Annotated in this window: 9 protein-coding genes; 4 read left to right on the top strand and 5 right to left on the bottom strand. The window is 56.7% G+C overall.

The features are described from left to right. Window positions 1-12 precede the first annotated feature (12 nt). Genes NB063_RS05310 through NB063_RS05320 form a run of 3 tightly spaced genes read left to right on the top strand, consistent with a single transcriptional unit; the run spans window position 13 to window position 3730 of the window. Complete coding sequence (locus NB063_RS05310; protein ID WP_250927714.1) at window positions 13-1632, top strand: HlyD family secretion protein; 1620 nt, start codon at window positions 13-15, stop codon at window positions 1630-1632. Next, window positions 1629-2402: an ABC transporter ATP-binding protein gene (locus NB063_RS05315; protein WP_250927715.1), complete on the top strand. Its 774-nt coding sequence runs from the start codon at window positions 1629-1631 to the stop codon at window positions 2400-2402. Before NB063_RS05310 ends, NB063_RS05315 begins: the two co-directional genes overlap by 4 nt. Then, entirely contained in the window at window positions 2396-3730 is a 1335-nt protein-coding gene (locus tag NB063_RS05320; RefSeq protein WP_250927716.1) for an ABC transporter permease, read from the top strand. Before NB063_RS05315 ends, NB063_RS05320 begins: the two co-directional genes overlap by 7 nt. 82 nt (window positions 3731-3812) lie before the next feature. Here the strand turns inward: NB063_RS05320 and NB063_RS05325 are convergent, their stop codons facing one another. The 5 genes from NB063_RS05325 to NB063_RS05345 form a co-directional block, all read right to left on the bottom strand. Further along, on the bottom strand, window positions 3813-4928 hold the full coding sequence (locus NB063_RS05325; RefSeq protein ID WP_250927717.1) for an EAL domain-containing protein: 1116 nt from the start codon (window positions 4926-4928) through the stop codon (window positions 3813-3815). Between the two features lie 632 nt (window positions 4929-5560). Beyond that, complete coding sequence (locus NB063_RS05330) at window positions 5561-6097, bottom strand: hypothetical protein (protein ID WP_250927718.1); 537 nt, start codon at window positions 6095-6097, stop codon at window positions 5561-5563. A 122-nt stretch (window positions 6098-6219) separates the two neighbouring features. After that, a complete protein-coding gene (locus NB063_RS05335) occupies window positions 6220-7665 on the bottom strand; it encodes a coiled-coil domain-containing protein (RefSeq protein WP_250927719.1) in 1446 nt (481 codons plus the stop codon). Between the two features lie 53 nt (window positions 7666-7718). After that, on the bottom strand, window positions 7719-8138 hold the full coding sequence (locus tag NB063_RS05340; RefSeq protein ID WP_250927720.1) for a DUF6384 family protein: 420 nt from the start codon (window positions 8136-8138) through the stop codon (window positions 7719-7721). A gap of 331 nt (window positions 8139-8469) precedes the next feature. Then, a complete protein-coding gene (locus tag NB063_RS05345) occupies window positions 8470-10200 on the bottom strand; it encodes a flagellar basal body P-ring protein FlgI (RefSeq protein WP_250927721.1) in 1731 nt (576 codons plus the stop codon). A gap of 799 nt (window positions 10201-10999) precedes the next feature. Between NB063_RS05345 and NB063_RS05350 the strand changes: the two genes are divergently transcribed. Further along, complete coding sequence (locus NB063_RS05350; protein WP_250927722.1) at window positions 11000-12649, top strand: DnaA/Hda family protein; 1650 nt, start codon at window positions 11000-11002, stop codon at window positions 12647-12649. The last annotated feature ends 124 nt before the right edge of the window (window positions 12650-12773 follow it).

The raw sequence follows: 12773 nt of genomic DNA on the forward strand, positions 1-12773 counted from the left end.
CCCTCCTTCCCCATGCTTTCTCCCACCGAGTCTGTCCTCCACGGACGCGTCCAGCGTCGTGGTGGAGCGAAGATCGTATTGTTGGTATTGACGGCCCTGATCGCGGGCGCCGGATGGTACGGGTACGACGTCTACACCGAGCGTCAGAAACAAATTTCGCCGGATTCCCTGATCGTCAGCGAAGTGACGAGCGCCCCGTTCGACCACACGATCATCGAGCAAGGCGAGATCGAGAGCAGTAGCAACACCGAAGTCGTTTGCGAAATTCGATCCCGCGGCAACGTCGGAACATCGATCTTGTGGGTCATCGACGAAGGCACCCGCGTCCGAAAGGGCGACAAACTCGTCGAACTCGATTCGTCCAACCTCGAAATGGAACTCAAAGAGGACCGGATCGAAGTGATCACCGCCGAGGCAAACTTGGCTACCGCGGTCGCCCTTCTCGAACAGGCCAAAATCTCGCGTCAGGAATACCTCGAAGGTATCTACGAAACCGAGGAGAAAGCGATCCTCAGCGAAATTGCGGTCGCCGAACAGGAACTCCGCAAAGCACAACTCGCCTTGCAAAGCAGTGAACGTCTGGTCGCCAAAGGGCTCGTGAACGCCCTGCAACTCGAAGCCGACAAATTCGCGCTCGCCAACACGAGAAACCAGCTCGACGCTGCGAAGGGACGATTGCGAGTACTCCAGGAGCTGACCAAACGCAAAATGCTCGTGCAATACGACAGCGATATCGATGCAGCAAAAGCGAACTTGTCCGCCGCCGAAGAAAAATTGCTCGAAGAGCGAACCGAACTCGCCGAAATCGAACAGCAAATCCAGATGTGCGTGATGAAGGCTCCGACCGATGGCGTCGTCGTTCACGCCAACAAATTCAGCAGCCGGGGTGGAAACGCGGAGTTTGTTGTTGAGCCGGGTGCGGTGATTCGCGAACGCCAAGCGATCATTCGGCTGCCCGACCCGACTCGCATGCAGGTGCGATGTAAAGTCAACGAGTCCCGTATCACGCTTTTGCGAAAAGGCATGGCGGCCAAGATCCGCATCGATGCCCTTCCCAATATGGTTCTCAAGGGTCACGTCGCGAAAGTGAACCGTTACGCCGAACCGGGAAGTTGGTTCAGTTCCTCGATCAAAGAGTACGCCGTAATCGTTGAAATCGTCGACCCGCCGGAAGTCATCCGAACGGGCATGACCGCTGCCGTCGAGATCTTTGTCGAACAGCTTCCCGAAGCGATCCAAGTTCCGATCCAAGCGATTTACGAACACGACAAAAAGATGTTTGCGCTCGTCCAAACCGGCAAACAGAAATTCGAAACCCGCGAAGTCAGCATTTCTGCGACCAATGACACCATGGCCAGCATCACGCAGGGGCTCGCTCCCGGTGAACAAGCTGTCTTGAACCTTCGCGATCATTTGTCATTGATGGACTTGCCCGATGTCGTCGTCGAAGACAACAGCGACATGGTTGCCCTTCAGTCTCCGCCGGGAGACTCCAGCATCGCGGATGCCGAAACCGAAGCTGACGAGGAGGTGGAGACGATTCCCCAAACGATGCCGACGAATACCCGTCGTGGCGACGGCAAACAGCGTCCAGGCTCACGGCCCAACAAACCGGAAAACCCAGCCGCATGAGCGGTTCGTCTCTCGCAACGCGCATCGAAGGATTGACGAAAGAATATGTCCTCAAAAGCGAGACGGTACGCGCACTGCGCGGCGTGTCGTTCAACGTTCCCGAGGGCGACTATGTCGCGATCATGGGTCCGTCGGGCAGTGGCAAGAGTACGCTGCTAAATATGCTCGGCTGTCTTGATCAGCCTACCGCTGGAAACCTCTATCTCGGTGCCGACAACATTAGCCTGATGTCGGACGATCAACTCGCCGAAATCCGCAGTCGTCGAATCGGTTTCGTGTTCCAGTCGTACAACCTGATTCAACAACTCACGGTAGTCGAGAACATTCAAGTCCCGTTGTATTACCAGGGACTCCTCGGAGCGAAAGAACGCAAACGCGCCGTCGACCTGGCGGAACTGGTCGGCCTCGGCGACCGTCTCGACCACCGGCCCAATCAGCTCTCTGGTGGTCAACAGCAACGCGTCGCGATCGCGCGGAGTCTCGTCAACGACCCCAACTTTATTCTTGCGGACGAACCGACCGGTAACCTCGACAGCGTCACCACCGACGAAATCTTGGCGTTGTTTGACCAACTCAACGGCGAGGGGCGTACGATCATTCTCGTGACCCACGAAGACGACGTTGCCGAACGCGCCCGCCGCATCGTCCGCCTTAAGGACGGCATGCTCTACAGCGACGAACCGGTCAGTGACGAACGGCGCACGCTCGCCAAAGAAATGCAAGCTGCCGCCGCCCTCGCGGTTAAGAACAAACAGGGACTGACATGCTAATTTGGCTTCGCACCATCCGCATGGGAATCAAAAGTCTCACGCTGCACCCGCTTCGCACCGGCCTCACAATGCTCGGTATCCTGATCGGCGTTTGGTCGGTGATCGTGCTCACGGCGATCAGCCAGGGCGCCAGCGAACAGGTGCAAAAACAAATCGAATCGCTTGGTGCGACCACGATCATCGTCCGCAGCATCAAGCCGCCTGATGAAAAACTCGCCGGGATGTCGGCTACCAAGTACGGTCTGCTCCGCAGCGAGCTCGATCAGATCGTCGCAACACTACCGACCCTCGATACCGCCATCCCGATCCGTGAAATCAAACGACAGTTCACGCGCGGCGACCGACTCATTTCCGGCCGACTCGTCGGATGCACCCCCGGCTACAAAACCGTCAATCGCTTGAAACTGCAAAGCCGTGGCGGCCGATTTCTCACCGATGCCGACGGCGCTCGCAATGAAAACGTTTGCGTGATCGCATCCGACATCGCCAGAGAACTGTTCCCGTACGAAGATCCTCTCGGCAAACGGTTGTATGTTCCCGAACATACCGACTACTACCGCATCGTCGGTGTTTTGGAATCACGAAACGCGTCAGCCGCGATCGGTGGGTCATTGGATTCGCAAGAATTCAATCGCGATGTGTATATCCCGCTTCAAACAATGCAGAAACGCATCGGCGATACGATCGTTACGCGGCGCAGCGGCCAGTTTCAGATTGAGATCATGGAACTCAATCAGATCACAATGCAGGTGCAGCGGGTCAGCCAAGTTCGGGCAACGGCAAAGGTGATCGAGAGTATTTTGGGACCCAAACACAGTGATCTGGGTGACATCGCGGTCGTCGTCCCGCTCGAACTGCTCGAACAAGCCCGCAATTTGCGTTTGATGTTTCTTGGAATCGGTGTGTTGATCGCGTGCATCTCCTTGCTCGTCGGTGGCATCGGAATCATGAACATCATGCTCGCCTCTGTGACCGAACGGACGCGCGAGATCGGCATCCGCCGCGCCCTCGGCGCGAAACGCCGGGATATCGTGCGACAGTTCTTGATCGAAACGATTTTATTATCGTTTGCCGGGGCTGCTCTCGGGATCGCTCTCGGTTTTCTCGGCCCTCCGATGTACCGCGGCGCAATCTTGATCATCTCAACCAGCTTTCCCGATCAGTTCGCGGCGTTGCCCAGCGCGATCCGAGACTCTCAACCTTCGATCGTCTTGGAAACCATTCCGCTGGCGGTTGTGATCGCCGTCGCGGTCGGATTGATCAGTGGACTGTATCCGGCAATCCGTGCTGCTCGCATGAACCCGATCGACGCACTCCGCCACGAATAGGCGAGCGGCTCGGTCGGTTGGCGGCGGATCGTTTCGCGGACAGCCTCGCTCGCCACGAATTTGCTCGAAAGCACTCGAACGTTTACGCCGGTGCAGGGCGACCGTAGAAAAACCCTTGGGCGAGATCAAATCCGAGTTCAGCACAGGCTTCCGCCTCTTCGACCGTTTCGATCCCTTCGGCGAGTGCGGCGATATCCAGGTCCTGCACCATCTTCACGAGCGACTGCAACATTCGCATACGGTTCACATCGTGAATGTCGATGCCGCGAATCAACCCGATATCAAATTTGACAAAGTCCGGACGAGCTTCAATCAACTCTGCCAGCCGGGCTTGCCCTGCGCCAAAGTCGTCGTAGGCCAATCGAATGTCGAGATCTTTCATCGACGCGTGCAATCGACGCATGAACGCGGGATCGGTCACCGCCGCCTCATGAATCTCCAACACGATCGTGGAGTTGGATGCCATCGTGCGTACTTTGGATAACGAATCAATCAGCGATTGGCCGTCTTCCATTTCTTTTGGATGGGTATTGACGAACAAGGTCGGTTGGTCGGGAATCTCTCTGCCCACTCGCAAGCCCTCCCAACGAAGCAGACGACTCAATTCGACTTCCAGGTTGAGCTGTTCGGCAGCCTGAAACATCGCACCAACGGATTCGAGACCGAACACGCTGCCACGGCCGAGAATCTCAAAACCGATCGAGCGGGCTCCCTTCAAAGTCACGATGGGTTGGAAATGCGGACGGACAAGCCGTTGACTCATCAGTCGATCGAACTGAACCAACGCGAGTGCTTGATCACACACGTTCTCAGAAATGGTGCCCGCCGTCATTCCGGTCGGTGATTGCCGACGAATGCGGAACGGGGCTTCGGCAAAGTGAATCAGATCTTCGTCACTGACAAACGTCGGTTCGGTAATCCGATTCCCGTTGACGTACGTGCCATTGGTACTATCGAGATCGCGGATGACCAATCGTCCGTCGATCAATCTCAGTTCAGCATGATTCCCACTGACAGTTCGAAACTGCAGCTTCATTGATGTTCCCGACTGTCGCCCCACCGTAAACGGCTGGCGATCAACCGGCGTGTGCTGGAGTGAATCACTCGGTCCGGTCGGTCCAGACAAAAACCATACGTCCTCGTGCGGAGAGACGCTGCGGCGAATGGAGTCGAGCGATGCGCTGTCGACAGCAGTCATGACAACATATTCAGCTTTTAAAGGAAGTTCATACAACGAAGGCTCCAACCCCAAACCGAGTTTCGACTCAGGCTTGGCTGAGCAGCGCAACCAACCGTTTGGCAGCGGACGCTCTTCAATCCTGTTGAAAAACTAGGTCACAAAAATGCGCTACCGCTGAATTGCCGCCACGAATCTGAATAAGAATCACATCATGTGTTCAGTATGAGCACGGACTGTCACGTTTTGATTCCGGTCGTAGCGATGAAGCGGATTACGAGTTGAAACAGCCCCGAGATGGCTCCCGAAATAACCGCTTTCACCCTACCAATGGCGAGTCGGTTCAAACTCAAGACGGGGGAGGAATGTGTCGCAACCACCGGCTGTTGACCGTGACACCGAATCAACCCAAGTAATCTTGGATCATCGTTGGCCGATCAAGTCCTATTCGATGCAAAGAAAATCGGACTGCCACCTTAGCGAGCTCCTACTCGACATTAACTCGCACCTAACCTTCCAGATCACGCCAACAAAAGGTCGTCGCGGACGAGCGGGCATACGAGCGCATGCAAAAACCCGACGTGCCTGCGAGATCGAGGGTTAGTTCTCTCGCTCGGCACGTCGGGTTTAGACGATCGGTTGTGATGTGCGGTTTATTTCGGTCGTTCTTGGTCTAACCAATCGTTGACGGTCGCGACCCTCTCTTCGGGTTCCCGTGGGGCAGGCGACAGCAGCGAACTGAAGAAGCCCGGCTCTTTTTTGGTCTCGGCGGTATCCGACGCCCCGGCAAACATGTTCATCGGATTCAAACGGGCCGGGTTAAAGGTTTCCTTCGTTCGCTGCCATGAGCGTGAAGCGGTTCCCTTGATATCGCTGACCAATCCTTCCTTGCGTTCAACGATTCTTTCTTGATCGCTGTTGGGAACTAAAAAATTGGGAAGACGGAAGGAAGGCATCCTCCAGTTCATCGGGTTGAGCTTTTGAAACCCCGATGGTTGGCTATCTTGCGCCGAGGCGGGGCCGACGTTGATAAGCGAAATCCCGAGAGCCACGAGGATTGCTGCAATCAGACGCGATTGGTTGGCAACACCACGCGAACGTGATTGTGGGGGGCTGTTTTCTTGGCGATAGCTATTCAATGAAAGCTCCCGGCACGGGTTCAAAATTGAGGTTGATTTACGAAACTGCATGATCGCACTCCACGCTCACACGTATCTTCGATGCGGACATTTGTTTGTCCCCCCGCATATCGCCATTTGAGGGAAATGACCGCAAGACCAGTTTTCAGAAAATCGGTTTGCAACCGCAAAAATCACCAACCACGCCCGCCGGTGCGCTGGTTGGTGCGTCGGTTTGAACGCTGCGCTGCACGCCGCGCATGCTCGCTCATCGCTCCCGCTGCGGCATGTGCCATCGCGTTAATCATCACTTGCGTCATCGGGTTCGTCGCCACAGAGGTGATTTTGTCTACCGCGGTCGGCCCCCAACCCTGGTTGCGACGGATCGACGCCCACAACTCATCCACGTCCTGAACACTGCGAACACGATCGAGCGACACGCCGAGATCGAGTGCATCGGAAAATTGGCAGCGGGCGCGATCGTATCCCGATGCCCGGAACCGCTGAATCAATCGCCCAACCGCGTTATGAACTTCCTGTGCCTGACGCAACACGTCATGGTGCCGCGACGTGCTCAGGTCGTTCTGATCGAGCATCGACTCGATCCCCCGTAGCGACGCGACAATCTGGTCATCGGTCAGCTCAGGTGTCCGCCGTGCCTCTTGACGCAGATCGCTCGTTTGCGTGTCAGCAAGCATGCGTCGAAAGAGATCAATCGCCTCGCGATAGAACTCACAACGTGGGTTTTCCAGTTCATTCAACTCGGCCATCGTCGACTCGCAATCCGAGGTGGCGGTTTCAAGCATCGCCAACGCTGACTCTCGCTCCTTTGCGAGCGATTCGACCGCTTTGACCTGCGCCATCAACCCGAACTTTTTCGCCGCGCGGTCGCGACTGCCTTGCAGTTCGGTCAGGACCGTTCCCAACGCCAATCGGTCTTCGGCGATAATCTTTCGCATCGCCGCCGGTGTGTTGGTCAAATAGTCGTAATTGTGTTTGGCTTCGTTATATCCGATGTACTTCGCGATCCAGCGATCCATCGGGCGGGTCATCCCGCGATGGTGATATTCGCGTGTCCCGAAATCGCGATCCTTCAAATACGAAAACAACTTGCATTCGTTATAGGCAGGTAACTTTCGCGCTGCGTCCTGGCTAATTTCATCGAGATTAGCTTCCGCTCGTTGCAGGGCGATTTCCGCCTCCGCGGCACGATTGGATAACTCAACAAACTCAGGCAACTCGGCGAGATAGGCTTCGACCTCCGCAGCCACTTCGCTTTGTCTTTGCTCGGCTTGATCGAGCCGTTCGTTGACTTGCTGCAGCGTCTCTTCCAACCGGTTGCGATAATTGTCTTCCTCCTGCAACTGCTCCCGCAGCTCTCGCACACGACCTTCTTTTCGCAGCAGGATCTCGCGCATCGTTGGACGAATCTCGACCCAGGTTTTCTGAACCGACTCAGGCGACAAATCGGGCAGGTAGTATTCGGCGAGTTTCGTGAGCGTATTTTCGCGATCGTCTTGGAGCTTGTCGCGTTGCTGTTCGATTTGCCCCATCTGACTACGCAACCGCTCGATCCGAGCCGCGGTTTCGTCATAAGCTGAGATAAGCTGGCGATGAACGTGAGGTCCAGGGATCGGCATGAAAGATCAACAGCGAAAGAAAATGAATAGAGAGATCAGCAACGTGGCAATCGCTACAAGAAAAACCACGCGCCGGCGGCACCGGCGGCAATCGCGACTGCGGAAATGCGATAACGCCAGATCCAGCAATAGGCCATTAATTTCTTGAATCCGGGCTCTGGCGATTCGTAAGTATGCAAATTTGCCAGATATTGATCGATCGCGGCATCAATTTCCGCCTCAGTGACACGGTCACCCGACAATGCCGCGGTCCGCATCAATTTTTCGCGAAGACGAACACGGACTTCGTCGTGGCGAAACATCTCTTCGGCCGTCTCGCGCTGCTCGCGCATTTCGCGAGCGACATCCATCACCCGCAACGTCTCAGCGATGGTCATGTCCTCGCCGGGCAATTTGGTGTGGGCGCGTTTGCGATTCAATTCGCTGGTCGACAGTGGCGGCTGAGGTGCCTGAGCTTGAGCACTCTTATTCATCGTATTCAACCCAACAACGTAAACGCCCGCCAAAGCGGACGACCGGACGCGCCGATGCCCCCTGCAATCACGTCATACAGGACCCATCTCAACATGGCCGCATTCTATCCTGCGAAGGCATCCCGGTGCGAGTATGGGGTCGTACTGACAGATAATCGCGTTGCCCGCAGAGGGTCGAATCACGCCCGCATGGATGTTTGCACGCTGCCAAGAACGCACGGTGGGGCACCGAACCCGTGCGGCAACCGGCGAATCTCAGATCGTGAGACACGCCCTCAACATCCGCGTCGTGAATGAGCGCAAAGAGGAGCCTAGACGAGTCGCCAGGAGACTAGAGCGTTTTCTCATCAACGTCGTCTTCGAGCTCTTCATCGTCCTCTGACGAATCATGATCTCGGAGATACGTGCGTTGCGACTTCGGCAGCGGGTCAAATGCAAGCTGATCCACCAACACGCCTTGCTCCTTTGCCATCCGCAAAGTCGCGACCGCATCGCCGTAACCGCCACCGACCTCGGTGATGCCGCGAATCAACCCCGCAAGATTTGCTTCGACTTCGGCAAATGCGTCCGGGCGTCCGGGACGAAAACGGCTGATCCGCAGCCGGGTGCCGCCCTGCGTCTGATTGACCGGGGTCTCGGCATCGTGTGCAGCCACCCGCCGAACAACCAATCCTGCAGGGCCGATGAAGAACGATTGCAGATTCAGTGGCGAAACCTCGCCCATCAGTACAATCTCTGGCTTCCGCGTCAAAGAGGCCACGACGGCGGGAGGCCCCGATGATTTGATTTGATACAAACGAAATTGCCCTTTCAAATTCTCGCCGCCGAGCGAGTCGCGCGCATCTTTACGATCACGCAACACCGTCATCGCACCGTAGCGTGTTTCCAAGCTGCTCTCGTCGAGCAGTCCCTGCAGTGCCGAGACGGCTTTCGCCTGCTTCAGGCCCAGCATCGCCGACAACGCCGGGGCACGAAACGCGGGCTCTAAGCGGATCCCTTCGACGAGCGGCTCGATCGCTTCGGCACGGTCGAGATAGGCGAGCGTCTCCGCGGCATAAAACCGCAACTCGGGGTTGGATAGTTTGGTCGCTTCCACCAATGTCGGGATCGCGCCTTCGCCGATCGCTTCGAGCTGTAAGGCTGCGTCGGCGGCTGTACTAGGCACCCGCAACTTTTCCCCAAGATCGACGAGCTTCGCTTGCGTGCTACTGGATTCGGGGGCCACCGTGATCGCTCGCACCACCGCCATCAGACGCTCTTCGTGCTGGCGATAACGTGGGTGAACGTCAATTTCGACAAAGTCGTCCTCGACCGCTTTGGCGATCCCACGCCGTGTCGTTCCGTCAAAAAAGTAAAATCGATTGTTGATCGCGTCCGCAATCGCCTTCGCGATTTTCACGTGCTGATATTTCGGCCGAATCACTAAACCGAGTTTGCGATCCGATTGCACCAAACCGCCCGAGAGAACCCGGCCAGACACATGCAGCGTGGTGTCTTCGGTTCCGTCGAAATCGCCGCGGGTGAGAACCGGCCCGGTCCCGATCGCCAACACATCGCTGCTGCGGATGGAATTGTTAAGAATTTGTTGATGACGTAAGCGCGTGTCCAGTAACCAGCCGCCGTGTAGGTTAGTCGCCTCGGTCTTCGGTGGCGTCAATATTTGCAGATCAATCGAGTCGCCCCGGCGAGCACCGGGCGGAATCAAACCGCGAACCTGCACCAATGCGTTGTCGTCACGTTCGAGAAACTCGTTCGGCTCGGCGACTTCGTTGCGTTTCATCTCCTCCAACAATCGATCTCGGAACGTCGACGGTAGAGCTGGACCGCCCGTCCCCGGCAATTGGTTCACCACCGCCACGCCATCGACGCGAATTTCTTGCAAACCATGTGGAACCGCAGCTTCGCGGATCAGCTCGGGCGGTTCGGGAACTTTGAGCAATTTTTGGAAATGTTCGCTATCGTCTTTGTTGCCGCGATTGAGCCAGGAGGCACAACCAACCGACAACGTGACCCCGAAACACAATACTGCTCTGCAGACGAAGAGAGTTGGGGCTCGAGACATGGTGCAGTTCGCTATGGGCGGAAAAGGGAGAATCATGGTCGTTAGCGTCAAAAGATTCGCTAGAGCTAGCCAAATCGGGAGACACAACACAAGATCATCTGACCCCACTCCCCCCAATCGTGTGATCTGGTTTCGCCGATTCGATTCGACGCGGCCCTCAGCGACAGTCCCACCCGGCGAACCCTCTCCCCAATCGACGCAAACTACCCACCCTGCAAAGTGGCATTTTGGGGCCAGTCGCGGGCGGACTCCTAGGGTTGAATTTCTCGGTTCCAGCGACGTCGCGGATATGTCGAATGCGGGTTGGATTTTCAATCTGGCACCAACACCACGTTGCAACTACTCTGCTGGCAAGAGTTTACCTTCTCGACTGGATCGTGAAGTTTTGATGCAGATCAGGTTATCGACAGATTTTCCACTAGTTCGGAAAGTCGGTTTGCCGACTGTTAAGAGGTGGCGAAGGGATTGGTTGAATCCGATCAACCCGTTATTTGCTACGCCTAACCTCCAGCGTGAGAGCGCTCGGCAAACGGACACGAAAACTTGAGCGATACGGTTTGACTTGTTTGCTAGCAAACCTAGAATCTGCCTCACTCGTCGCAGGAGAGCCAAATGGTGGAAGCGACAGAGACATCCGAATCCGGTCGGGTTATGAATACCGTTTTTTGCTGAATGAAACGCGTTTTTCCGCGCTGTCTTGAACAGTCGGAAGCTCGCCGGAGTCTTTTCGAATTAGGAGGGGTGATTTTTCATCACCTCTTCCGTCACCATCATCCAAGAGGGAGTTGTCGCTACCGGTATGTCGTCGACGCAAGGCAGCATCGAGACGCAGGAGGCCATCGAGCGATTTGCTGATGCCTTGCGACAACGCATAGGGACCGATCGGTTCCGGCTTTGGTTCACGCACGGGATCCGCTTCGACGTTGAGCACTCTGACGATGGCGATGAGGTCATCGTGTTGCAAGTCAGCGGCCCGTTTGCGGCTGATCGCATCTCCAAGAACTTCACCACCGAACTTCGTGCTGCTTCCGTCATGGCACTCGGTGACCACGGTCGCTTCCGCTTGGAAATCGACCAAGCCACCGAACAACCTTCACTGATCGATGGTGAAGAGACGGACAACAAAAAGCGTCGGGGACGCCCCAGCAAAGCGGAAGCGAAATCCACAACCAGCGGATCGAGCGGTCGCGGCACGGCGAAAATGAACACGCGTTCGCCATCAACGCGCAGCCGCAACAAGTCAGCCGGTGCAGGCAAACTTTCGACCCTGCTTTCCGATTCCAAACTCATCCGCGGCGCCGATGAGTCTGGAGAAGCAGAAGACGAAGACGGGGATTCCGAACCACGTTCGCGCAACAGTTCACGCCGCGCGCCGAGCGAAACCGCCGGCACGCCGCTCCCCGAGTCTTTGCCGACCGCCGGCCGCACACTCGACAGTTTTATCACCGGACCTTGCAACGACTTCGCGTTCTCGGCGGCAACGATGGCCATGTCGACACCCGAAATCGCGACTCCGTTGTTCTTGCACGGACCAACCGGCACGGGCAAATCACACTTGCTCGCGGCCATCGCCGAAGAGTTCCGTCGTCGCCGACGGATGCGACGAGTGATCGTGTTGACGGCTGAACAATTCACCAATGATTTCGTCGGGTCGGTTAACTCCACCGGACTGGTCAGCTTCCGTCGTAAGTATCGCGAAGTCGATGCGTTGCTGATCGACGACGTCCATTTCCTGGCATCAAAAACCGCGACACTTCGTGAAGCCCTGTACACGCTCGAAACGCTTGCCGCCGCTGGCAAGCCACTCGTATTCACCGCCAACTTACCACCCGCTGATATTCGTGGGCTGACCGGTGAAGTCGCCGGGCGGATGGCTTCGGGATTGGTTTGCCCGTTGCTCGCCCTCGATCCGGCAACTCGCCTGAATCTGCTCACCCGTTTGGTGAAAACCCGCTGCGTACTCGATTGCGACCCCGCATTGCTCGCGGAGGTTAGCGAAGCGGTCGGTGGCGATGCGCGTGCCGTTACCGGCGTGGCGAACTTAATCGGCATGCTGCAACGAATGTTTCGCCGCGAACCCACCATCGACGAAATCCGTCAATTCGGCGGGGATCTGATGCGAAACACGCGTTCGGCACCTTCGCTGCGATCGATCGAAAAGGCCGTCTGCGAAGCTTTCGGGCTTGAAGGCGACGGGCTTCGCGGTAAAGCTCAGACAAGACGGGTCAGTGAACCGCGAACGCTCGCGATGTATTTGGCCCGCCAACACACCGGAAGCGCATTCACAGAAATCGCCAAACACTTCGGACGCCGTAGCCACACGGGTGCTATCGCCGCCCAACAAAAGGTCGAAGAGTGGCTGGCCAGCGGCAAGTTCATCGGCGGTGGCGACGCAGCAATGGCAGCGGCCGATGCCATCGCGCGTGTCGAAGCGAGGCTGCGGGCGTAGAATAAACGAGAGGTTTCGATCCCTTTCGCGTCCCACCCGCCCGATGTTCGCTTGGCCCAACGTTGGCATGGCCCGGCGGCGAGCGACCGCCGACTTAAACCGTTCACCTCTTTCGTTTTTTCCC

The organism is Aporhodopirellula aestuarii (genome assembly GCF_023701485.1).
GTDB lineage: Bacteria > Planctomycetota > Planctomycetia > Pirellulales > Pirellulaceae > Rhodopirellula > Rhodopirellula aestuarii.

What these genes read in the sequence shown, in the direction of transcription:
- NB063_RS05310 (WP_250927714.1), top strand. Translation starts at nt 13, where the DNA reads ATGCTTTCTCCCACCGAGTCTGTCCTCCACGGACGCGTCCAGCGTCGT.
- NB063_RS05315 (WP_250927715.1), top strand. Translation starts at nt 1,629, where the DNA reads ATGAGCGGTTCGTCTCTCGCAACGCGCATCGAAGGATTGACGAAAGAA.
- NB063_RS05320 (WP_250927716.1), top strand. Translation starts at nt 2,396, where the DNA reads ATGCTAATTTGGCTTCGCACCATCCGCATGGGAATCAAAAGTCTCACG.
- NB063_RS05325 (WP_250927717.1), bottom strand. Translation starts at nt 4,928, where the DNA reads ATGACTGCTGTCGACAGCGCATCGCTCGACTCCATTCGCCGCAGCGTC.
- NB063_RS05330 (WP_250927718.1), bottom strand. Translation starts at nt 6,097, where the DNA reads ATGCAGTTTCGTAAATCAACCTCAATTTTGAACCCGTGCCGGGAGCTT.
- NB063_RS05335 (WP_250927719.1), bottom strand. Translation starts at nt 7,665, where the DNA reads ATGCCGATCCCTGGACCTCACGTTCATCGCCAGCTTATCTCAGCTTAT.
- NB063_RS05340 (WP_250927720.1), bottom strand. Translation starts at nt 8,138, where the DNA reads ATGAATAAGAGTGCTCAAGCTCAGGCACCTCAGCCGCCACTGTCGACC.
- NB063_RS05345 (WP_250927721.1), bottom strand. Translation starts at nt 10,200, where the DNA reads ATGTCTCGAGCCCCAACTCTCTTCGTCTGCAGAGCAGTATTGTGTTTC.
- NB063_RS05350 (WP_250927722.1), top strand. Translation starts at nt 11,000, where the DNA reads ATGTCGTCGACGCAAGGCAGCATCGAGACGCAGGAGGCCATCGAGCGA.